Below are 21991 nucleotides of genomic sequence, written 5' to 3' on the forward strand. Positions count from 1 at the left end.
ACGCAGGTGAATATCCCGTGGCCGGGAGGCCACGGGAAGCCGGATTAAACGTCCAGCAGCAGACGGGCCGGATCTTCCAGCATCTCTTTCACCGTCACCAGGAAGCCAACCGACTCGCGGCCGTCAATCAGGCGGTGGTCATAAGAAAGCGCCAGATACATCATCGGCAGGATCACAACCTGGCCATCCACCGCCATCGGGCGATCTTTAATGGCATGCATGCCCAGGATCGCGCTCTGCGGCGGGTTGATGATCGGCGTGGACATCAGTGAACCGAAGACGCCGCCGTTGGTAATGGTGAAGTTACCGCCGGTCAGTTCTTCTACGGTCAGTTTGCCGTCACGCCCTTTCACTGCCAGCTCTTTGATACGTTTTTCGATGTCAGCCATGCCGATGGTGTCCACATCGCGCAGGACCGGCGTTACCAGGCCGCGCGGCGTAGAAACCGCAATGCTGACATCGAAATAGTTGTGGTAAACCACGTCTTCGCCGTCAATGGACGCATTCACTTCCGGATAACGTTTCAGTGCTTCCAGCACGGCCTTGATGTAGAAGGACATAAAGCCCAGACGTACACCGTGGCGCTTCTCAAAAGCCTCGCCGTACTGGCGACGCAGGTCCATGATCGGTTTCATGTTAACTTCGTTGAACGTCGTCAACATGGCGGTGTTGTTTTTGGCTTCCAGCAGACGCTCGGCCACACGCTTACGCAGGCGGGTCATCGGAACGCGCTTCTCGGTACGGCCAACCAGCGGTGCGGCGGCAACCGGCTCGGCGCTGGCTTTGGGCTGCGCGGCCAGATGTTTTTCCACGTCTTCGCGGGTGATACGGCCGCCGACGCCGCTGCCTTTCACGTCTTCAGCCTTAAGCGAATGCTCAGCCAGCAGACGGCGCGCGGTCGGGCTGAGGGCATCGTTGCTGCCCTCTTCCAGCGATGCAGTATGGCGCTGCGCAGGGTTGGATTCGTTCGCCTGCGCCTTATCGGCGACGGGCTTGCCGGAGATGTCCGCCGGACGCAGACGGCCCAGCAGCTGGCGGGAAATCACCGTGGCGCCTTCGTCTTCCAGAATGGCGTCGACGATACCCGCTTCCGGTGCCGGTACTTCCAGCACCACTTTGTCCGTTTCGATTTCCACCAGCACTTCATCACGCGCTACGGTATCGCCCGCTTTCTTGTGCCAGGTCGCCACGGTGGCGTCGGCGACGGATTCAGGCAGGTCGGGGACCAGAATATCTATGCTACTCATTCTCTATCCTTTGTTTTAAAAGCGTATCTTTTCAAAGCATTATTTGAAAAAAGCCATAATCGGAATCGATACTGTTATTCAACGTTCAGCGCATCATTAACCAACTCTTGCTGCTGCTTCTGGTGAACCGACATGTAACCTACCGCCGGTGACGCAGACGCCGCGCGGCCCGCATAGCGCAGAGAGGCGCCAAACGGCACGACTTCGCGGAAATTATGCTGGCTGCAATACCATGCTCCCTGGTTCAGCGGTTCTTCCTGGCACCATACGAAGTCATGCACGTGGGCATAAGGCGCCAACACGTTCTGCACCGCCTGATGCGGGAAAGGATAGAGCTGTTCGATACGCACGATAGCGACATCTTTCTGCTCATTCTTACGGCGCTGTTCCAGCAGATCGTAATAAACCTTACCGGAACACATTATCACGCGCTTAACGCCTTTCGGGTCCAGCTCGTCAATTTCACCGATAGCCGGCATAAATGAACCGTCGGCCAGATCGTCCAGCGAAGAAACGGCCAGCGGATGACGCAACAGCGACTTCGGCGACATGACCACCAGCGGGCGGCGCATTCCGCGCAACGCCTGACGGCGCAGCATGTGGTAAACCTGCGCCGGGGTGGACGGAACGCAGACCTGAATATTCTGCTCGGCGCACAGCTGGAGATAACGCTCCAGGCGTGCGGAGGAGTGTTCCGGCCCCTGCCCTTCGTAGCCGTGCGGCAGCAGCATGACCAGGCCGCACATCCGGCCCCACTTCTGCTCGCCGGAGCTGATGAACTGGTCGATGACGACCTGAGCGCCGTTGGCGAAGTCGCCGAACTGCGCTTCCCAGATGGTCAGCGTGCGCGGTTCCGCCGTGGCGTAGCCGTATTCAAACGCCAGCACCGCGGCTTCGGACAGCACGGAGTCCCAGACTTTGAAGTCGCCCTGACCGTTATGTACGTTCTCCAGCGGAACGTAAACCGAACCGTCTTTCTGGTTATGTATCACCGCGTGACGGTGGAAGAAGGTTCCGCGGCCGCAGTCCTCGCCGGAAATACGTACCGGCACGCCTTCGTCAACCAGCGTTGCATAGGCCAGCGTTTCGGCGCCGCCCCAGTCGAACGGCTTGGTGCCTTCGGCCATTTCAGCGCGATCAGCGTAAATTTTGGCGACGCGTGACTGCATTTCAACGCTTTCCGGCGCCCGGCTGATGCTGCGCGCCAGATCCTGCAGACGCTTACGCTCTACCGTACTCGGATAGCTTTCGTCCCACTCATGGTTCAGATACGGCGACCAGGTGAAAGTGTGCATGTTCATCGGACGCCACTCTTCTACCACGCAGTCGCCGCGATCCAGCGCGTCGCGATAGAGATTGACCATCTCAGTGGCATCTTCCAGCGACGCGACTTGCTGCTCGGCCAGTTTGTCGGCGTAGATCTTACGCGGCGTCGGATGCTTTTTGATCTTCTGGTACATGATCGGCTGGGTTGCACTCGGCTCGTCGGCCTCGTTATGGCCGTGACGGCGGTAGCACACCAGATCGATAAACACATCGCGCTTGAAGCTGTTGCGGAAATCCAGCGCCAGGCGGGTCACGAAAGCCACCGCTTCCGGATCGTCGGCGTTAACGTGGAAAATCGGCGCCTGCACCATCTTGCCGATATCGGTGCAATATTGGGTGGAACGGGCGTCTTTCGGGTTAGAGGTGGTGAAGCCAATCTGGTTGTTGATCACGATACGTACCGTACCGCCCACTTCATAACCGCGCGCCTGGGACATGTTCAGGGTTTCCTGCACGATACCCTGGCCGGCGATGGCCGCGTCACCGTGAATGGTGATCGGCAGCACCATGTCGCTGCGTGCCTTGTCCAGACGATCGCGGCGCGCGCGCACCGAGCCCATAACCACCGGGCTGACGATTTCCAGATGCGACGGGTTGAACGCCAGCGCCAGGTGCACCAGACCGCCTTCGGTTTCCACGTCGGAGGAGAAGCCCATGTGGTACTTCACGTCACCGGCGCCCAGGTGTTCTTTATGTTTACCGGCGAACTCGTCGAACAGATCCTGCGGTTTTTTACCCAGCACGTTGATTAACACGTTCAGGCGGCCGCGGTGCGCCATGCCCAGCACCGCTTCGCGGGTGCCGTTCTTGCCGGCGTGACGGATCAGCTCTTTCAGCATCGGAACCAGCGCGTCGCCGCCCTCAAGCGAGAAGCGCTTGGCACCGGGGAACTTCGCCCCCAGATAGCGCTCCATCCCTTCAGCCGCCGTCAGCTCACTCAGAAAACGTTTCTTTTCTTCAGGGCTGAAAACCGCCTGCCCGACGACCGATTCCAGACGCTGCTGGATCCAGCGCTTCTCTTCGGTGTTGGTAATGTGCATGTATTCCGCGCCGATAGAACCGCAGTAGGTCTGCTTCAGGGCTTCATACAGATCGGCCAACTTCATGGTTTCTTTGCCGATGGCGAAAGAACCCACGTTGAAGGTTTGTTCGAAATCCTCTTTAGTCAGGTTGTGGAACGCCGGATCGAGATCGGGCACCACATCCTGCTTCCACAAACCGAGGGGGTCGAGGTTAGCGTTCTGATGGCCGCGGAAACGGAATGCGTTGATCATCTGCAGGACTTTAACCTGCTTGGCATCGGTTTCCGGATCGTTCAGAGGTGTGTGGAATCGTGAAGGGTCTTTCGCCAGACGGCGGAAATATTCACGGGTTTGCGAGTGGAAGTGTTCGGATTTCAGTCCAGTTGTCGGCAAGGTCTCGAAGATCTCCCTCCAACTGTGGTCGACCGAGTCAGGATCGGTCAGGTAATCCTCATAGAGCTGTTCTATGTAAGACTGGTTTGCGCCCGCCAGATAGGAGGAATCCAGCCAGGCCTTCATTGCGCCGTTCTGCATTATGATCCCTTAAGCTTTAAAAGCTTCAGTTTTCGCCGTGATAAACATAGTGTTTCAAGTGGCCGGACTATTGCACTTATGTGTATAACCCATTGCCGTTAAAAACATTTCTCGTAATTAGATGCTGCGTAATTACTTTATCGTAACTACATCGTAACTACACGTTTCTTCAGTAAGGTTAATCAACGTTTTGTGACGAGGACACATAGCCTGTTGCCGAAATGTGTGTTGCACCTCACGCTCCGTAACCGGAACCAGGGAACCTCTAAAAACCGGCGAAACTGTCAGCTTTTAGAGATTTCCTCTGCGTAGCGGGAAAAACATCCGTTTTCCCCGCTACGAGACACACTCCCGACAAAAATTGCCGGAATTTTAATCAACTACCGCAATACTTAAGCACCACGCTGCAACAGCATGGACTTAATATGTCCAATCGCGCGGGTCGGGTTCAACCCTTTCGGACACACGTTTACACAGTTCATGATGCTGTGGCAGCGGAAAACGCTGAAAGCATCACTCAGGTCGTCCAGACGCGCCGGGGTTTCGGTATCGCGACTGTCGATCAGGAAGCGATACGCCGCCAGCAAGCCGGCCGGGCCGATGAACTTGTCCGGGTTCCACCAGAAGGACGGGCAAGAGGTCGAACAGCAGGCGCACAGAATGCACTCGTACAGTCCGTCCAGCTTGGCGCGCTGCTCCGGTGATTGCAGGTGTTCACGCGCCGGCGGGTTCTTGCCGTCGTTAAGCAGGAACGGTTTGATCTTTTCGTATTGGGTATAGAACTGCCCCATATCGACGACCAGATCGCGCACCACCGGCAGCCCCGGCAGCGGGCGGATCACAATCTTCTTGCCTGAACGCGTCAGCGCGGACACCGGCGTAATACATGCCAGGCCGTTTTTGCCGTTCATGTTCAGGCCGTCGGAACCGCACACGCCTTCACGGCAGGAGCGACGGAAAGACAACGACGGATCCTGCTCTTTCAGCTTGATCAGCGCGTCCAGCAACATCATGTCGCGCCCTTCTTCCGCTTCCAGCGTGTAATCCTGCATGCGGGGAGCGTTGTCCACGTCCGGGTTGTAACGATAAATAGAAAACTCGAGTCTCATCACCTGTTCCTCCGCAATCAGTAAGTACGCACTTTCGGCGGGAATGCCTCACGCAGCTTGGGCTGCATGTTGACGCTGCGACGCGTCATGCTCTCGCTTTGCGGCAGGTACAGGGAGTGACACAGCCAGTTGGCGTCGTCACGGTCCGGGTAGTCGAAGCGGCTGTGCGCGCCACGGCTTTCGGTACGGAAGTTCGCCGCCACCGCGGTGGCGTAAGCGGTTTCCATCAGGTTATCCAGCTCCAGGCACTCGACGCGCTGGGTGTTGAAGTCGCTGGATGTGTCGTCCAGGCGCGCATTTTTCAGGCGCTCACGGATCACTTTCAGCTCTTCCAGCCCCTTCGCCATCGCATCGCCTTCGCGGAATACCGAGAAGTTATGCTGCATGCAAGCCTGCAGCGCCTTACGGATCTCAACCGGATCTTCGCCGCTGCGGGTGCTGTTCCAGCGGTTCATACGCGCCAGGGAAGCATCGATGTCGGATTCGCTGGCGTCGCGGCTGGCGCCCTGCTCCAGCAGGCACTCCTGCAGGTGCAACCCGGCGGAACGGCCGAACACCACCAGGTCGAGCAGCGAGTTGCCGCCCAGGCGGTTAGCGCCGTGCACCGATACGCAGGCGATTTCACCCACCGCGAACAGGCCCGGAATCACAACGTCTTCGCCCTTCTCGTTGACGGTCAGCGCCTGACCGGTCACCTTGGTCGGAATGCCGCCCATCATGTAGTGACAGGTCGGGATAACCGGAATCGGCTCTTTCACCGGATCGACGTGCGCGAAGGTACGCGACAGTTCGAGAATGCCCGGCAGACGCGCTTCAAGCACATCTTTACCCAGGTGATCCAGCTTCAGCTTGGCGTGCGGGCCCCACGGGCCGTCACAGCCGCGGCCTTCGCGGATTTCGATCATGATGGAACGCGCCACCACGTCACGGCCGGCCAGGTCTTTGGCGTTCGGCGCATAACGCTCCATGAAGCGCTCGCCGTCTTTGTTCAGCAGGTAACCGCCTTCGCCGCGGCAACCTTCAGTCACCAGAACCCCTGCGCCGGCGATACCGGTCGGGTGGAACTGCCACATCTCCATGTCCTGCACCGGCACGCCGGCGCGCAGCGCCATGCCGACGCCGTCGCCGGTATTGATGTGGGCGTTGGTGGTGGACTGGTAGATACGGCCCGCGCCGCCGGTCGCCAGCACGGTCGCTTTGGCTTTGAAGTAAACCACTTCACCGGTTTCGATGCAGATCGCGGTGCAACCCACAATCGCGCCATCCTGGTTTTTCACCAGATCCAGCGCATACCATTCGGAGAAAATGGTGGTATGGTTTTTCAGGTTCTGCTGATACAGCGTGTGCAGCAATGCATGACCGGTACGGTCAGCCGCCGCTGCGGTACGCGCCGCCTGCTCGCCGCCGAAGTTCTTCGACTGGCCGCCGAACGGACGCTGATAGATACTGCCGTCGTCCAGGCGGGAGAACGGCAGGCCCATATGTTCCAGCTCCAGAATCGCTTCCGGGCCGGTCTTACACATATATTCGATGGCATCCTGGTCGCCGATATAGTCGGAACCTTTCACCGTGTCATACATGTGCCATTCCCAGTTGTCTTCATGGGTATTACCCAGCGCAACCGTGATACCACCCTGGGCGGATACCGTGTGGGAACGGGTCGGAAAAACTTTGGACAGCAGGGCGCAGGAAAGGCCCATCTGTGATATTTGCAGCGCCGCGCGCATTCCCGCGCCGCCGGCACCGATAACAACCGCGTCAAACTCTCTTACTGGCAGCTTCATTTAAGCACCCCACACCACTAATGTTCCGTAAACCATATAAACCAGCAGCACGGCCACGATGACCAGTTGCAGCACCAGACGCAACGCCAGCGGTTTGATGTAATCCGTCAGTACCTGCCACATCCCGATCCAGCCGTGCACCAGCACGGAGATCAGCATCAGCATGGTAAAGACCTTGGTAGTGTGCGAGGCGAAGAAACCACGCCAGATTTCATAAGTCAGCGTATCCGCGGTCAGAACAAAACCGAGAATATAGAGCACATACAATGTGATAATGACGGCAGCGGCGCGTAACAGTAACCAGTCATGAATACCGTTGCGGCCCAGAGCGGAAGCGTTGGTTACCATACGAGGACTCCAGCCAGAACAGCAAGCACAACGGTAATCACGAACGAAATGTTCGCCGAGCGACTACCAGCCACAAAATTCTCTTCGAGATAGCCGAAATCCATCAGCAGGTGGCGAACGCCAACAACGATGTGATAGGCCAGCGCGGTAAGAATTCCCCAAACGATGAATTTGACGATGAAGCTGTCCATCACCGCCGCCGCCTGGACAAACCCTTCCGGAGAAGAGAGAGACAGGCCGAGCAGCCACAGCAGGATCCCAATGGCGATGAAGGTGATCACGCCGGTCACGCGGTGTAAGATGGAAGCTATCGCAGTTACGGGAAACCGGATCGTTTGCAGATCCAGATTGACAGGTCTTTGTTTTTTCACGGTTTTGCCCACACAGCTCTTATTATTGTTTCCTTCCTCCGGGCCTGGGCGGGTCAAGCAGCGTTATGGTGCAACCCTGCGGTGCGCCTCAACAAACTTCCTCTTTGTTCAGACGGTGCGCTCAGGTAACGCTGGGTGCTCCTACTACAGGCGTACACCACGAAAACAGCATGATGAACAGAAGTCCCGGAGACCTGGCGGCAGTATAGGGTTATCACAATCTGATTACAATTCGAATACAAAACGATTATTGAGATTTGACCCGAACAGTGACACAAGTCACATAATTAACAAAAACACTAAAATCAATTACATGATTTGACAAGAGTTCAACATTTCCGTTACAACATAGTTGGCAAATGGCCTATGTTGTACTATCGATAAGCAACGCACTTCCCCCAATCGCGAAGTTATGCAACAGTGTGTTTTGTGAAAGTCCCTATACACATCATAGGCATTAATCAATATGTTATAACGAATCACTACGGATCGTTAACACCATTGAAACCGAGCTGTCAGGTAGCGGGTGCTACCGGCAGGCTGACTCAAAAATAACCGGAATCTGAAGATGCTCTGTACCCTCTTTTCGACGCCGGATTGGCGTCCGTGGAGCAAACGCCGGAAGACAGCCGACAGTAAGGCAGCAGCCGATGATGTAACCGGTTTCAGTAGTTCAGATTTTTATAAAATAAGGCGCTAAGGAGACTGTAATGGCTAACAAAAAAGCGACGCTGGCGATAGGTTCCGAGAACATCGAACTTGATGTGCTATCCGGAACGCTCGGCAGCGAAGAAATCGATATCCGTGCACTAGGTTCCAAAGGCTATTTCACGTTCGACCCGGGGTTCACCTCCACTGCGTCCTGTGAATCAAAAATCACCTACATCGACGGCGACCAGGGGATCCTGCTGCATCGCGGCTTCCCCATCGATCAACTGGCTAACGAATCCACCTATCTTGAAGTCTGCTATATCCTGCTGTACGGCGAGCCGCCGACAGAGAAAGAGTTCAACACCTTCAAGACCACCGTTACCCGCCACACCATGATCCACGAGCAGATCACCCGTCTGTTCCACGGCTTCCGCCGCGACTCTCACCCGATGGCGGTCATGTGCGGCGTTACCGGCGCCCTGGCGGCGTTCTACCACGACTCCCTGGACGTCAACAACGAGCGCCACCGTGAAATCGCCGCGTTCCGTCTGCTGTCCAAAATGCCGACGCTGGCCGCCATGTGTTACAAATACTCGCTGGGTCAGCCGTTTATCTACCCGCAGAACAACCTCTCCTATGCCGGTAACTTCCTGCATATGATGTTCGCCACGCCGTGTGAAGAGTACGTGGTTAACCCGGTGCTTGAGCGCGCGATGGACCGTATCCTGATCCTGCACGCCGACCATGAGCAGAACGCCTCTACCTCAACGGTGCGTACCGCCGGCTCTTCCGGCGCCAACCCGTTTGCCTGCATCGCGGCGGGCATCGCATCCCTGTGGGGGCCGGCACACGGCGGCGCTAACGAAGCAGCCCTGAAGATGCTGGAAGAAATCAGCAGCGTAGAGCACATCCCGGAATTCATCCGCCGCGCGAAAGACAAGAATGATTCTTTCCGCCTGATGGGCTTCGGCCACCGCGTCTATAAAAACTACGATCCGCGCGCTACCGTGATGCGTGAAACCTGCCATGAAGTGCTCAATGAACTGGGCATGAAAGATGATCTGCTGGAAGTGGCCATGGAGCTGGAACACATCGCTCTGCACGACCCGTACTTCATCGAGAAGAAACTCTACCCGAACGTAGACTTCTACTCCGGCATCATCCTGAAAGCGATGGGCATTCCGTCTTCCATGTTTACGGTGATCTTCGCCCTGGCGCGTACCGTCGGCTGGATCGCCCACTGGAATGAAATGCACGCCGACGGCATCAAGATCGCCCGTCCGCGTCAGCTGTACACCGGCTACACCGAGCGTGAATTCAAATCCAATCTGAAGAAAGGCTGATTGCGCTGAGAAATGCAAAAAGGGCGGATAATTATCCGCCCTTTTTTATCCGCCGTCCGATATTCTGATCAGTACATCATGTAACCGGTTACTGCTCAGCGCTGGCAGCCGGGGCACCAGTAAAACGGCCGCGACGACAGCATCGTTCTCACCACCATTTGCCCACAGCGTTCACAAGGTTCTCCCGCCCGGTGGAACACCCGGAACTGAAAGGTTGCGCCATGATGGCCGCTGTCGCCCTCTTCTTCGTCCATCGTTCCGCGCGTGGCGTAAGAGAGACGGGGCACCGCCAGCAGGGCCGACGCCAGCCGTTCCAGCGCATCATCGTCCAGATCCGCCGCCTTATGCTCCGGCGCCAGCGCCGCCTGCCATAAGATCTCCGAGCGCAGATAGTTTCCCAGGCCGGCCAGAAAGCGTTGATCGAGCAACAACCCGCCAAACTGCCGGCGGCGAAACGCGGGCGAAAGCAGCCGCTCTTTGACCTGAGCCTCCGTCAGCGTCATATCCAGAACGTCAGGGCCGACGCGCTGCAAAAAGGGATGCTGCGCGATCTCTTCCCGCGGCCCGAGGGTGATATCCGAGGCGCTGAACAACAGAATCGCCCGATCATCAGTTTCCAGCCGTACCCGCAGGTCACGTTTGGTATCCGGCGTTTCACCGGGCGCCACGACCTTCCACACCCCGTAGAGCTGGTTGTGGCTGTACATGGTTAACCCGTTGGAGAAATGCGTCAGCAACGCCTTTCCGCGCGTTTCCATTGCATCAATACGACAACCGGTCAGGACATCCTGATAGTGTTTCAATTGTGGAAAAGCGAACCATACCGTGGTCAGCGGTTTGCCGACCACGGCCTCCACCAGTTTATCCGCCGCACGACGGATCTCCGGACCTTCCGGCATCATGCCCTCCGAAAAAATTAACGGTCAGTGCGTCGTTCCTGCACCCAGGATTTGATCCGCTGGGTTATGCAGCGCCAGCCGGATCATACGCTCCAGCGCAGCAACCACGATCTCCGCCCCCATGCTGGGCGCGCCCGGATGGTTAGCCGCCTGTTCTGGCAAGTAGGGTATATGAATAAAACCGCCGCGCGCCGGATTTTGCGTGCTTTCCAGATAATTCAGCAGGCCGTACATCACGTGGTTACAAACGAAAGTCCCGGCGGTTTGCGACACCGATGCCGGAATGCCGGCTTCGCGCAGACCGTACGTCAGCGCTTTGATCGGCAGCGTGGCAAAATAAGCCGCCGGCCCGCCCTCCACCACCGGCGTATCGATAGGCTGATTGCCGGCGTTGTCGGGAATACGCGCATCATTGACGTTAATCGCCACACGTTCGACGGAGATGTCGCTACGTCCGCCGGCCTGCCCGACGCAGAAAACCAGCTCGGGGCAGAGCTCGTCAATCTGGGCGTACAGCGTCGTCAGCGAACCGCCGAATACGCAGGGAAGCTGGCGCGCGACCACGCGCGCGCCGTCGATCAGGCAGCCATCCAGCTCCTTCACCGCCTCCCATGAAGGATTCACGCTTTCACCGCCAAAAGGCTCAAACGCCGTAACCAGTACCGTTTTCATCACCACTCCTTACAGGAACATCAGGAAATACAGCAAGACGACGTTCGCCGCCAGCAACACCACGCCGGTAGGTACCTGCGCTTTGATTACCGCGTTTTTATCCGGCAGTTCCAGCAACGCGGCGGGCACGATATTGAAGTTCGCCGCCATCGGCGTCATCAGCGTACCGCAATAGCCGGAGAACATGCCAATAGCCGCCATCACCGCCGGGTTGCCCCCGTGTTGCAGCACCAGAATCGGAATGCCGATACCGGCGGTCACAATGGGGAAAGCAGCAAACGCATTCCCCATCACCATGGTCAGCAACGCCATGCCCAGCGCATACACCGCAACCGCGATAAAGCGGTTATCCACCGCCAGGTAACTTTCCGTCAGGTGGGAAATCGCCGTGCCGACGCCGGCGGCGGTAAACAGCAGGCCGAGCGTCGCCAGGATCTGCGGCAGGATGAAGGCCCAGCCGATGGCGTCCAGCAGACGGCGCGCCTCCTGGATCGACTGCCCCGGCTGCTCGCCGGTCATGCGCAGCGCGATCAGCCAGCCGACAAGGCAGCCGATGGTCATGGAAAACAGGGTGATCAGCGTGGAGTGATTGCCTTCGCCGAACAAACGTTGCGCCAGTCCCGGCACATAGCTGAACAGCAGAACCCCCACCACGGTAACGACAGGAATCGCCAGCGCCGGCAGGAACAGACGGTTGCCCAAACGCTGCGCGCTCTCCTTACGTTCTTCCGCGCTGCGCTGATGGTAGCTGCCCAGCCGTACGCCGCCGAAGCCGGCGATCAGCCCCATAAGCACCACCAGTACGCCCACGCCGATATTCAGCATTCGCTTGCCGTTTTCCGCGCCGCCGATGGCGTCCATCCAGCGATAAGTCCAGTCGCCGACCAAAAAGATCAGGGCGTATAACCCCCAGAACAGCCCGGTGGTCAAACGACGCGGATTGGCTTTGTCCTGCCAGGACATCATCGCCACAATCAGCAGGATCACGCCCGCGATGGTATATAAATATTGTTGCTGGAACATATTACTCTCCTCCCTGCTTTTTCAGCGCCTGTTGGTTCAGGCCGCTCAGCTCGGCCGCGATGCGGCGATCGAGGCGGCGCAGGCGGAAGGCATGGATCAGGAAGGCGCACACGGCGGTCGGAATCCCCCACAGGGCAATGTGCAGCGGTTCCGTCTGAATCCCGCCGGACTCCAGCATGAAGTTATGCATAAAGATGATCGCACCGAAGGCGACGAAAATGTCCTCGCCGAAAAACAGGCCGACGTTGTCAGTCGCGGCGGACATCGCACGCAGGCGGTAGCGCACGTCGGCCGGCAGCTCGCCGTAACGGTTTTCCGTCGCCCCTTCCGCCATCGGCGCCAGCAGCGGGCGCACCATCTGCGGATGGCCGCCCAGGCTGGTTAACCCCAGCGCCGCGCTGACCTCACGCACGAACAGATAGACAATCAGCAAACGTCCCGCCGTGGCGCTTTTGATATGCGCAATCCACGCCTGAGCCCGCTCCTTGAGACCAAACCGCTCCAACAGGCCGATAACGGCCAGCGGCAATAACAGGATCAGGGGGAGATTACGCGTGTTAAGAAAGCCGGAGCCCAGCTTTTCCAGAATGTCCGCCAACGGAAGGTGTGCGGCAATCCCGGTCACAAAACCGGCGACGATCACCACCAGCACCGGGTTAAACCGCAGCAGGAAGCCGACGACAATCGCGGCGATCCCCAGTAACGGCCATAGATTCACAATGTCCTGCATAGACGATTTCTCCTGTGTCTGTCATGGGCGCGCAGAAAACGGCGCCCGAAAAATGAGGTAATGCCTGTCGTGATCAGTCTGCGCTGATTTCAATCTGATGATGTAAAAAGCTTTCTCTCAGGCGGCGGGCAAAGGCCAGGGCATGCTCCCCGTCGCCATGCAGGCACACGGTATCCGCCCGCACCGGCACCCAGTCGCCGTTAACCGCCCTGACCCGCCCGTCGCGGACCATGCTCAGGGTTTGCGCCAGCGCCTGCTCTTCATTTTCAATCAATGCGCCCGGCTGGCCGCGCGTCACCAGCGAACCGTCCGGGTTGTATCCCCGGTCGGCAAACACTTCCTGCCACACCGTCAGCCCCTGCGCCTGACCTTGCGTAATCAGTTCGCTGCCTGCCAGCCCGACCAGCCGCAGCGACGGATCAAAATCCAGCACCGCGCGCGCCACGGCGGCAGCCAGTGCTTTTTCCGCCGCGGCCTGGTTATACAGCATGCCATGCGGCTTAACGTGGCGCATTCTGACGCCCGCGGCCGTGCAGTGCCGGTTCAGCGCGTGCAGTTGTTCGGTAACCAGCTGATAAACTTCATCAGGCGGCAGCGTCATACGGGTACGGCCGAAATTGGCGCGATCCGGAAAACTGGGATGCGCACCGACCGCTACGTTCAGCTCGCGCGCCCACGCCACGGACTGGCGCATGGTTTCATCGTCGCCGGCATGAAAACCGCAGGCGATATTGGCGGAGCTGATGAGCTTGAGCAACTCATAATCGTGGGGGCAGCCTTCCCCCAGATCGGCATTCAGATCAATCGTCATGTAACCCCCTGGATAACTGTTGCAGATAGCGCCGCTGCTCCGCGTAAGCCCGCCGGGCTTCGTCCAGGGTGCTGGGAACGAAATGCACGTACTCCCCCAAGCGGAGCTGCGCCAGATGATACAAATCGGCTTCGATCACGCAGGCGATGCGGGGATATCCGCCGGTGGTCTGCGCGTCGGCCATCAGGATAATCGGCTGGCCATTATGGGGAACCTGCACCACGCCGGGAAGCAGGCCATGGGAGAACATTTCCCGCTGACTTTCGCGCTGCAATACGTGCCCTGTCAGACGATACCCCATACGGTTGCTCTGCGGGCTGACGCGCCAGGGCGTACGCCAGAACGCATCCTGATCCCGCTCGCTGAATTCATGGTACTCCGGCCCCGGCAATGCCCGCACCCGGTTGCCGAACAACATTTGCTTAATGCCGCGCGATTTCACCGGTAAACGCCGCGCCTTCCCCAAAGGCAGGCGATCGCCGTCGCGCAGAACCCGTCCCTCATGACCACCGAACGCCGCTTTCAGATCGGTGCTGCGTGAGCCAAGGATATTCGCAACGTCGATACCGCCGCTGACGGCCAGGTAACTGCGCATGCCGCTGTGCGGCATACCCAGCGTCAGACGCTGGCCCGCCCGCACCGGGTAGCACCAGCCGGTCCACAGCGTTTGATCGTCAAGACGGGCCGAGCAGCCCGCGCCGGTCAGGGCGATCCAGCAGGGCTTGCTGAACGCGATCACGCACTGCCCCAGCGTAATCTCCAGGCCGGCCTCATCGCCCTCGTTGCCCACCAGCAGATTGGCGCTCCACAATGCCTGCGAGTCCAGCGCGCCGCCCTGGCTGATCCCCAACCGCCGCAGCCCGGTGCGCCCCTGATCCTGAACGGTCGTTTGCAGACCGGCACGAACAATGGTCAGCATACGCCCTCCTTTTGCGGTACGAAACGCACGTTGTCGCCCGGCCGCAGCAGCGTGGGAGGAAACTCATTCGGGTTGAACAGCGCCAGCGGCGTGCGGCCGATAATCTGCCAGCCTCCCGGCGTTACCAGCGGGTAAATGCCGGTCTGCGCGCCGCCGATGCCGACCGAACCCTGCGCCACGCTGAGGCGGGGCTCACTGCGGCGCGGCGCATGCAGAGCATCCGGCAATCCGCCGAGGTAGGCGAACCCCGGCTGAAAACCGAGGAAAAAAACCACATAAGGCGCCGCGCTGTGCTGCTCGACCACCTGTTTCGGCGTCATGCCGCACAGTTGCGCCACTTCTTCCAGATCCGGACCGAATTCGCCGCCATAGGTGACCGGGATCATCACGTCACGCACCTCCGGTACCTGTACTTCACTCTCTTCCCACCAACCTTGCAGCTTATCCAGTGCATCAAGCGGATCGGTCTGCGTAGTTTCAAGCAGAAGGGTAATGTTATTCATACCGGGAATGACTTCACGCACGTCGGGATGGTGAATTAAACGCTCGGTCAACACCCAGATGCGCTGCTGACTCTCCAGCGACAACGGGGGTTCCAGCTCTAATACGGCGGCGCGCTCACCCAGCAGATAACATCGTGCTCTTTGCACTTTCCCCTCCTACGCATGGAAATTCAGCTAATTGATAAATCTGACCGAAATCAATTTATGCGGGTTAACCTAACCCACTGTCAATAGTCACGTCTGGGTAAAGTATGAATGAACGCCTGACTTCCAATCTGCATCAATGCGGGGAAAAAGCCCGTTGGGCAGTCATAATGACGTTCATTTTCATGAGATTTACGCAGTATTGTCTGCGTTATGTCGATATGTAAGAAATTAATTAATTTATGAATTACAAATCAATTCGTTAAAAATAAAAACAGCACAAATCCCGGAATAGGAAAGCCGCCGGCGGAACAAAGCATATCCCCACTTTAAGATTGTGTGTATAATCCCCCGCCTGTTACTGACATAAGTCTGCCTTTTCCCTCAAACCAACAGATACGGCGCAGACATTACTGATTTCTTTTGGAGGCGACATGCAAACTTTACCTCATTGCCCTCAGTGCAATTCTGAATACACCTATGAAGATCACAACATGTTCGTCTGCCCGGAGTGCGCCCATGAGTGGGACATGAACGCCGCCAGCGAAGACGACGACGGGCTGATTGTGAAGGATGCCAACGGCAATCTGCTGAGCGACGGGGATTCCGTCACCGTGATCAAAGATCTGAAGGTGAAGGGAAGCTCTAGCATGCTGAAAATCGGCACCAAGGTGAAAAACATCCGCCTGGTTGAAGGCGATCACAATATCGACTGCAAAATCGACGGCTTCGGGCCGATGAAGCTGAAGTCGGAATTTGTGAAGAAAAGCTGAGTACAGCCAGTCTCAGGCGCTGTTTCATTAATCAATTTCACGTTGCTTATATGTTAGCCTGATAGACAATTTCCGTTACCAGCCTACAAAACCACCAACAATTGCGGTACTCTGACGCTCTGGATCCTGTTGAAAAATAATCACAGAGCTAAGATGGCCGCAACCTCTCTTCCTTATGACATCCTCCGTGCATGGCAGCGTATAGAGTTCTTCCAGCCCTATACTCTTGAGAAAAAAGATACAGGGAGCTTATGTATTTCGCTGCCGGATCTACAAACATCGGGAGATAAACAACTCCCATGGCTTTCTTCATCTGTTCGCCAGCATAATCATATTTCGGAAAAGAAAGTCCTCTATAACCTGTATATCGGTTTGTTCGAAAAATCCGTTGCCAATGAGATAAGCCAACAAGTGCTTGGTACGTCGGCGGAAGAACGTGATGCCGAAGAGTTAGCGCAGCGTCTTGATACAGAAGGTACAACCTGCTTTGCCAAAATCCCGTTGAATCATGAGGGAACGCCGGATTTAGAGCAATTTTCGATCAGCGCTCTCCCCTGGGCATTGGGCCATTTGCGCAGCGAAAGATTTGACCAGCTTGAACCGCAGATTTTTTCCGCGGCCTGTAATCAACTGAAAAACTCCCTTGATAACTTCCGTAATTCGCTCAGACCCGTGCGGGAGAATGGCCTGCCGGTATTGCGGGCCGAAAACATCCTGACATTGATGCTGACGATTTTGACAGGCTGGGCCGACTTTTCACCCCAATGGCAATGCGCTGTACGGGTAGACTGGCTGGAGCCCATCGACGGTAAAACGCGGGATAGCGAAGAGGCGCCGTTTCAATCTGGAGATCGTACTGAAACCGACGAGGAGACAGAAGGACCAAACAAGGAGTTCGCTCTCCCCATCCTGAACAGTTTCTTTTTGGAAGACATCGGCTACGCAGCGGCCGATCTCCAGCGGGGTAGAGAAAATAAGGCTCTCAGCACCTACCTTTCCCGCACCACGTCACGAAAACCCGACTTATATTTGCAGGAAGGCCTTCCTTCCATCATCAATAATCTTCATCCATCAAAAATGCCGCTCGGGCGTTGGCCCTCGGAGCCAAAACACGCCATGTCGCTGATGCAGCAGTTCGCTATTAATACGGCCGTGGAGGAGCTTGCCGATGGCGGACTGCTTTCCGTTAACGGCCCTCCCGGCACGGGGAAAACGACTCTGTTGCGCGATTTGGTGGCACACAATATTGTTGAGCGGGCGACCATTCTCGCCAGTTTTGAAAATGCCGGGGACACGCTGGACAACGAAGGTTTTATCGTCAGCAAGCTGACGGGGTTCGAAATGGTGGTGGCCTCCTCCAATAATGCTGCTGTGGAGAACATCTCAAAAGAACTGCCACAAAAGACATCGTTGGCCGAAGAGTTTCGTTCGCTCGATTTTCTGGCTCCCATCGCAAACCAGATGGCGGCGGAAAAATATCCGCCAAGTCAGCGCAAAAAAGAGGAAGGCGTTAAAGAACACCATATCTTTAAGAAGCTGGAAGATAAAAAGCAGTGCTGGGGGCTGATATCCGCCGCGTTAGGCAATAAAGGCAACCGCAAGAACTTCACGCAACGATTCTTCTTTGATGAACATTTTCTGCGAAATACCGGGAAAGAAACATCACGTCCCACGGATGAAAATTTTCTCAACCTGTGGCGCTGGCGGTTCCTTCATGACGCCACCCCCTTTAGCACGGCCAAAAAACGCTTTTCCGATTGTCTGGAGCAAACACAGCGATTACGGCAGCAACTGGAAACCTTTGCCGATTTACTGAATGACGGAACGCTGGAAAACCAGATCCGGCATGCGAGGCAACAACAGCAAGATCTTGAAAATGCCCCCTTCGGGTGGCTAAAACGCCTTATAAGCCACAAACACCGGCAATCCTTGCTGACATCCAAAAATACGCTGCAGAGACTTATGGAGCAACAAACTGCTGACAAGCGTAATTTGCAGACACTTAAACAGATTTTCCCGGATATCAAGTTACCTGATGAAAATCAGAAGATTAACGATGCCGGACTACAGCGGATCGCATTATGGCAAAACGAACAAATCAACCGTCAGCGGGCCAAACTGTTCGTTGAAGCAATGAATCTTCATCAGGCCTGGCTTTATGAGGTAATGAAAACGGCAGATGCTTTTTCAAAATTCAGCCGGAATCTCAATACGTTCCTGAAATCTCCCCATCTCGAACCGTCCCCGCTGCGCTGGTGGCAAACGCTGTTTATGTTTGTTCCGGTCATATCAACAACCTTCGCATCCCTGGGGCGAATGTTTCATGGCGTACACGGTGGAGAACTGGGCTGGCTGATGATTGACGAAGCCGGACAGGCGCCGCCGTCGCAGGCTGTTGGAGGGATCTGGCGCGCCAAACGGGTATTGGTTGTCGGCGACCCATTACAAATTGAACCCGTTTTTACCGCTTCACCGCCGCTGGTTACCCGCCTCTGCCAGGATATCTTGCGGGACGACGATCACGTGAAGGCATGGAACCCCGGTTTGCTGTCGGTTCAACAGGTTGCCGATCGGGCCAATCGCTGGGGATGTCAATTAACGGTGATGAATCATCCAATCTGGATCGGCATCCCTCTGTGGGTGCATCGCCGCTGTATTGAGCCTATGTTTAGCCTCGCCAACCAAATCGCTTATGAAGGACGAATGATCCACGGTGCCGAGGCGGATAAAATTCAGCCTCAGCCAATAAATCATGTTCTGGAAAACCACTGGCAGGCGTCCGTTGGCGGACGGGCGGAGAAGCAATATCGCGACAGCCACGGCCAGGATTTACTCAGGCTGCTGGATCAGCTACTTGTCGCTGGCGTAGCACTTCAGTCCATTTACGTAATCACGCCGTTTAAAGCGGTCAAGTATGCCTTATGCGAACTGCTGGAGAAACGCGCTCTGGCGGCCTGGCGTCAATCCTCACCATCAATAAAATCCAAAGAGCTTGCTACATGGCGGCAAAAATGCGTCGGCACAGTGCATACATTTCAGGGCAAGGAAAACGACGTCGTTATTTTCGTGCTGGGCTGCGATAAAGATAACAACGGCGGCGCCCACTGGGCAGCCAGCAAGCCCAACTTACTGAACGTTGCGCTTACCCGTGCTAAACGGCATATCTTTATCATTGGTGATCCGGCTGTCTGGCAGACACTGAACGGGTTTCGCAATGTTGCGCAAGAATTACCGACTCTTCCGCCGTCCCCGGCGGACGCCGTTCAGGAAGATAGCGTCATGTTTTAAATCAGAGACACTGCGGGTCAATACCCGCAGTGTTTTCTGTACGTTACGCCGGGTTAGGAATATCAATAAACTTCACGTCCAACCCGTGCTGCTGCGCCAGCCACTCACCCAGCGCGCGGATACCGCCGCGTTCCGTGGCGTGATGCCCGCAGGCGAAGAAGTGCAGCCCCATTTCACGGGCGATATGGATGGTTTTTTCCGACACTTCGCCGGTAATAAATGCATCAACCCCGAACTCCGCCGCCTGCTCGATAAAGCTCTGGCCGCCACCGGTACACCAGGCGACACGGCGAATCTGCTCCGGCGCGTTGTCGCCGCAGTGCAGTACGGTATGCCCCAGCTTACGCTCCAGCCGCCCCGTTAATTCTCCTGCACTCATCGGTTGCTCAAACTCACCGTAAGGCATCAGCGGGTCAATTTCCCCCAGCACGCGGATTTTCATCAGCCCGGCGAGGCAGGCATTGTTGCCCAGCACCGGATGCGCGTCGAGCGGCAAATGATAACCGTACAGGTTGATATCGTGGGTTAGCAGGGTTTTCAGACGATTGCGGCGCATGCCGCGCACCGTCGGCGCGTCGTTTTTCCAGAAATAACCGTGGTGCACCAGTACCGCATCGGCCTGCTCAGCGACGGCAGCGTCCAGCAAAGCCTGGCAGGCGGTTACGCCGGTGATGATTTTACGGACTTCCGCCTTGCCCTCAACCTGAAGGCCATTCGGCGCATAGTCCTGAAAAGCGCCGGCGTTAAGTTCCCGGTTCAACAATTGTTCAAGTTCAATATTGTTCATAGTCGGCTCCCGCTGAATTCACGGCATCATACGCGAAAGCGTATACCCGCGACAGCCACGGTTTAAAACGTCATTCTCTCGCCCTGACGCATGAAAACAAACTTCACGCCGGGCGTATTGCCTTGTTCAAGTTGCTGCTTAATCTCTTTTTCCGGCGCTTTTCCCGCTTCCAGCGAGGGTTTGATGTGGCTGATAACCACCGGCAAATCACGCAGCGAACCTTCTCCGCCGCTGTACTTCTCCAGGTGCTTCAGCTCTGTCAGCAACAGGGAAGGCGTCAGATGGCCGAACAGCTTCGACGCAGGCGTGCCGTCCGGGTATGACGTTTCAATGATCATGCCTTTCAGTTGCTTCTGCGCGACCAGCGGCCCCAGCACCTGCCAGATGACATCCAGATTTTTGCTTTTCTCCGTCGCATCGCTGCCGGTATCGCCGAAGTAAGCGAAAGACTCGCTGCCCCGGCTCATCAGCAGCATGGCGGAATCCGACGCGGCATGGCCCAGAGGGTATATCACGCCGCTGATCCCGCTCAGACCGAGGGTGAAACGTTGGCCGAAGCGCGGGCTGTTAATCCGGTAAGTGCCTATCCGCTCGCCGCCGCCGGAGTCGCTGAAATTAGGCCAGCTTTTCCAGTTAAAATAGTGGGTACGCAACGTATTGGCCGCATTCGCCGGCGTATACAGCGGCTTACGGCTGTCTTCCGGCGATCCGAGGATCAGGCCGGCAACGTGATCAAGATGGGCATGGCTGATGAAATAGCTGTTGATCTGCTCACGAAAAATATAGCCCTGCGGGGTCAGCGGCGCCGCTTTTTCCGGCGTCACGTCAGGAAAACTCCCCTGCTCCAGCCCCTTTTCAATGCCGGGCAACACCGAACCGGCGTCCAGCCCCACGTAACGTGCATCCTTATCCGAACGGATCAGATAAGACGTAAGGTTTCCCCCGCTCAGCCCTCCGTTGACCCCCAGCGCCACCACCTCAAAAGCCGCCTGACTACATGCGGAATACCCCGCCAGCAACAACGCCACTAATTTAATACGCATCAAAGTCGTGCTCCTTGCGGCATACATTCCGCCGAACGGAATGAAGTTGACGGTACTGACCGTGCGACATGCATCCGCAGCAGATCATTCCGTAGAAAAACATAGTCTAACATGCATTTTTCCCCTTCAGACCGTTACGGAAGTGACAAATATCACTGTCCTGTATATCCGCCCGCCGGGATATATGCGTCGCTTCAGAAAGCACAAAAGCGGCTCATCGGCCGCTTTTGTTATTAAAGACGTTTTGTCGCAGTCATCAGTAGAAGTCGGGGGTGACTTCCTCCGATTGCGCTAACCAAACCGGCTTATCGCTGGTTTTTGACCAAACACGGTGCAGATAGCTATAAAAACGTGCGCGATCGCTGCGAAACAGCATTACCGGAAGCGCCAGCGTGCCGGCGAGAACTACGCCACTACGCCGCAGGAGAATCCGGTGCAAGGGATATTTCTGGTACATATTGCTCCTCCTCCTTAAAAAAACGCATCAACCGGTAATTCCGACGCCTGCGTTAACCCACATTCATCAAACAAACGCACGATCGTCGGCGCCTGTAATCTGAACAAAATAATACCGCAACCGGTGAAATTTCACTACTCATCCGACCACTTTTTTAGCACTTTATTACGCTTATCAGCACGCAACACGTAATTTAGTTACATAAAA

19 protein-coding genes are annotated in these 21991 nt (G+C 56.5%); 3 read left to right on the forward strand and 16 right to left on the reverse strand.

Annotated features, from left to right (window positions below; all coding sequences use genetic code 11):
• Positions 1 to 44: 44 nt before the first annotated feature.
• The 6 genes from odhB to sdhC all read right to left on the reverse strand — a co-directional run bounded on the left by odhB (position 45) and on the right by sdhC (position 7753).
• Positions 45 to 1247: a 2-oxoglutarate dehydrogenase complex dihydrolipoyllysine-residue succinyltransferase gene (gene odhB, locus C8D90_RS16735; protein ID WP_115459610.1), complete on the reverse strand. Its 1203-nt coding sequence runs from the start codon at positions 1245 to 1247 to the stop codon at positions 45 to 47.
• Positions 1248 to 1321: 74 nt separating this feature from the next.
• Complete coding sequence (sucA, locus tag C8D90_RS16740; protein ID WP_115459611.1) at positions 1322 to 4129, reverse strand: 2-oxoglutarate dehydrogenase E1 component; 2808 nt, start codon at positions 4127 to 4129, stop codon at positions 1322 to 1324.
• A gap of 392 nt (positions 4130 to 4521) precedes the next feature.
• The gene (locus tag C8D90_RS16745; RefSeq protein ID WP_115459612.1) at positions 4522 to 5238 is read right to left on the reverse strand and encodes a succinate dehydrogenase iron-sulfur subunit; all 717 of its coding nucleotides are present in this window, start codon (positions 5236 to 5238) and stop codon (positions 4522 to 4524) included.
• Positions 5239 to 5255: 17 nt separating this feature from the next.
• A complete protein-coding gene (sdhA, locus tag C8D90_RS16750) occupies positions 5256 to 7022 on the reverse strand; it encodes a succinate dehydrogenase flavoprotein subunit (RefSeq protein WP_115459613.1) in 1767 nt (588 codons plus the stop codon).
• Positions 7023 to 7370, reverse strand: coding sequence for a succinate dehydrogenase membrane anchor subunit (gene sdhD, locus C8D90_RS16755; RefSeq protein ID WP_115459614.1), 348 nt, complete (start codon positions 7368 to 7370; stop codon positions 7023 to 7025). It abuts the gene before it with no gap.
• Entirely contained in the window at positions 7364 to 7753 is a 390-nt protein-coding gene (gene sdhC / locus C8D90_RS16760) for a succinate dehydrogenase cytochrome b556 subunit (protein ID WP_115459615.1), read from the reverse strand. The genes sdhD and sdhC overlap by 7 nt, the downstream gene beginning before the upstream one ends.
• Positions 7754 to 8451: 698 nt before the next feature.
• On the opposite strand from sdhC, the gene C8D90_RS16765 reads away from it, so the two are divergent.
• On the forward strand, positions 8452 to 9735 hold the full coding sequence (locus C8D90_RS16765; RefSeq protein WP_115459616.1) for a citrate synthase: 1284 nt from the start codon (positions 8452 to 8454) through the stop codon (positions 9733 to 9735).
• 95 nt (positions 9736 to 9830) lie between these two features.
• On the opposite strand, the gene nei is transcribed toward C8D90_RS16765, so the two are convergent.
• From nei to pxpB, 7 genes are all read right to left on the reverse strand, one after another.
• On the reverse strand, positions 9831 to 10634 hold the full coding sequence (gene nei, locus C8D90_RS16770) for an endonuclease VIII (RefSeq protein ID WP_115459717.1): 804 nt from the start codon (positions 10632 to 10634) through the stop codon (positions 9831 to 9833).
• Between the two features lie 24 nt (positions 10635 to 10658).
• Entirely contained in the window at positions 10659 to 11306 is a 648-nt protein-coding gene (gene pcp, locus C8D90_RS16775; RefSeq protein ID WP_115459617.1) for a pyroglutamyl-peptidase I, read from the reverse strand.
• A 9-nt stretch (positions 11307 to 11315) separates the two neighbouring features.
• Complete coding sequence (locus C8D90_RS16780; RefSeq protein WP_115459618.1) at positions 11316 to 12329, reverse strand: DUF979 domain-containing protein; 1014 nt, start codon at positions 12327 to 12329, stop codon at positions 11316 to 11318.
• Position 12330: 1 nt separating this feature from the next.
• Positions 12331 to 13059: a DUF969 domain-containing protein gene (locus C8D90_RS16785; protein WP_115459619.1), complete on the reverse strand. Its 729-nt coding sequence runs from the start codon at positions 13057 to 13059 to the stop codon at positions 12331 to 12333.
• 73 nt (positions 13060 to 13132) lie between these two features.
• Positions 13133 to 13870, reverse strand: a complete 738-nt coding sequence (gene pxpA, locus C8D90_RS16790; protein ID WP_115459620.1) for a 5-oxoprolinase subunit PxpA — start codon at positions 13868 to 13870, stop codon at positions 13133 to 13135.
• Entirely contained in the window at positions 13860 to 14789 is a 930-nt protein-coding gene (gene pxpC / locus C8D90_RS16795; protein WP_115459621.1) for a 5-oxoprolinase subunit PxpC, read from the reverse strand. Before pxpC ends, pxpA begins: the two co-directional genes overlap by 11 nt.
• The gene (pxpB, locus tag C8D90_RS16800) at positions 14783 to 15439 is read right to left on the reverse strand and encodes a 5-oxoprolinase subunit PxpB (RefSeq protein ID WP_115459622.1); all 657 of its coding nucleotides are present in this window, start codon (positions 15437 to 15439) and stop codon (positions 14783 to 14785) included. The genes pxpC and pxpB overlap by 7 nt, the downstream gene beginning before the upstream one ends.
• A gap of 431 nt (positions 15440 to 15870) precedes the next feature.
• Here pxpB and C8D90_RS16805 point away from each other — a divergent pair, with 431 nt between their 5' ends.
• On the forward strand, positions 15871 to 16209 hold the full coding sequence (locus C8D90_RS16805; RefSeq protein ID WP_115459623.1) for a zinc ribbon domain-containing protein YjdM: 339 nt from the start codon (positions 15871 to 15873) through the stop codon (positions 16207 to 16209).
• A gap of 153 nt (positions 16210 to 16362) precedes the next feature.
• The gene (locus C8D90_RS16810) at positions 16363 to 19497 is read left to right on the forward strand and encodes a DEAD/DEAH box helicase (protein WP_115459624.1); all 3135 of its coding nucleotides are present in this window, start codon (positions 16363 to 16365) and stop codon (positions 19495 to 19497) included.
• A 43-nt stretch (positions 19498 to 19540) separates the two neighbouring features.
• Here the strand turns inward: C8D90_RS16810 and C8D90_RS16815 are convergent, their stop codons facing one another.
• From C8D90_RS16815 to C8D90_RS16825, 3 genes are all read right to left on the reverse strand, one after another.
• Positions 19541 to 20284: a type 2 GTP cyclohydrolase I gene (locus tag C8D90_RS16815; protein ID WP_115459625.1), complete on the reverse strand. Its 744-nt coding sequence runs from the start codon at positions 20282 to 20284 to the stop codon at positions 19541 to 19543.
• A 62-nt stretch (positions 20285 to 20346) separates the two neighbouring features.
• Complete coding sequence (locus C8D90_RS16820; protein ID WP_115459626.1) at positions 20347 to 21327, reverse strand: MBL fold metallo-hydrolase; 981 nt, start codon at positions 21325 to 21327, stop codon at positions 20347 to 20349.
• A gap of 256 nt (positions 21328 to 21583) precedes the next feature.
• Positions 21584 to 21784, reverse strand: coding sequence for a YbfA family protein (locus tag C8D90_RS16825; RefSeq protein WP_115459627.1), 201 nt, complete (start codon positions 21782 to 21784; stop codon positions 21584 to 21586).
• Positions 21785 to 21991 lie beyond the last annotated feature (207 nt).

Source organism: Enterobacillus tribolii (genome assembly GCF_003363015.1).
Lineage (GTDB): Bacteria > Pseudomonadota > Gammaproteobacteria > Enterobacterales > Enterobacteriaceae > Enterobacillus > Enterobacillus tribolii.

What these genes read in the sequence shown, in the direction of transcription:
- odhB (WP_115459610.1), bottom strand. Translation starts at nt 1,247, where the DNA reads ATGAGTAGCATAGATATTCTGGTCCCCGACCTGCCTGAATCCGTCGCC.
- sucA (WP_115459611.1), bottom strand. Translation starts at nt 4,129, where the DNA reads ATGCAGAACGGCGCAATGAAGGCCTGGCTGGATTCCTCCTATCTGGCG.
- C8D90_RS16745 (WP_115459612.1), bottom strand. Translation starts at nt 5,238, where the DNA reads ATGAGACTCGAGTTTTCTATTTATCGTTACAACCCGGACGTGGACAAC.
- sdhA (WP_115459613.1), bottom strand. Translation starts at nt 7,022, where the DNA reads ATGAAGCTGCCAGTAAGAGAGTTTGACGCGGTTGTTATCGGTGCCGGC.
- sdhD (WP_115459614.1), bottom strand. Translation starts at nt 7,370, where the DNA reads ATGGTAACCAACGCTTCCGCTCTGGGCCGCAACGGTATTCATGACTGG.
- C8D90_RS16765 (WP_115459616.1), top strand. Translation starts at nt 8,452, where the DNA reads ATGGCTAACAAAAAAGCGACGCTGGCGATAGGTTCCGAGAACATCGAA.
- nei (WP_115459717.1), bottom strand. Translation starts at nt 10,634, where the DNA reads ATGCCGGAAGGTCCGGAGATCCGTCGTGCGGCGGATAAACTGGTGGAG.
- pcp (WP_115459617.1), bottom strand. Translation starts at nt 11,306, where the DNA reads ATGAAAACGGTACTGGTTACGGCGTTTGAGCCTTTTGGCGGTGAAAGC.
- C8D90_RS16780 (WP_115459618.1), bottom strand. Translation starts at nt 12,329, where the DNA reads ATGTTCCAGCAACAATATTTATATACCATCGCGGGCGTGATCCTGCTG.
- C8D90_RS16785 (WP_115459619.1), bottom strand. Translation starts at nt 13,059, where the DNA reads ATGCAGGACATTGTGAATCTATGGCCGTTACTGGGGATCGCCGCGATT.
- pxpA (WP_115459620.1), bottom strand. Translation starts at nt 13,870, where the DNA reads ATGACGATTGATCTGAATGCCGATCTGGGGGAAGGCTGCCCCCACGAT.
- pxpC (WP_115459621.1), bottom strand. Translation starts at nt 14,789, where the DNA reads ATGCTGACCATTGTTCGTGCCGGTCTGCAAACGACCGTTCAGGATCAG.
- C8D90_RS16805 (WP_115459623.1), top strand. Translation starts at nt 15,871, where the DNA reads ATGCAAACTTTACCTCATTGCCCTCAGTGCAATTCTGAATACACCTAT.
- C8D90_RS16810 (WP_115459624.1), top strand. Translation starts at nt 16,363, where the DNA reads ATGGCCGCAACCTCTCTTCCTTATGACATCCTCCGTGCATGGCAGCGT.
- C8D90_RS16815 (WP_115459625.1), bottom strand. Translation starts at nt 20,284, where the DNA reads ATGAACAATATTGAACTTGAACAATTGTTGAACCGGGAACTTAACGCC.
- C8D90_RS16820 (WP_115459626.1), bottom strand. Translation starts at nt 21,327, where the DNA reads ATGCGTATTAAATTAGTGGCGTTGTTGCTGGCGGGGTATTCCGCATGT.
- C8D90_RS16825 (WP_115459627.1), bottom strand. Translation starts at nt 21,784, where the DNA reads ATGTACCAGAAATATCCCTTGCACCGGATTCTCCTGCGGCGTAGTGGC.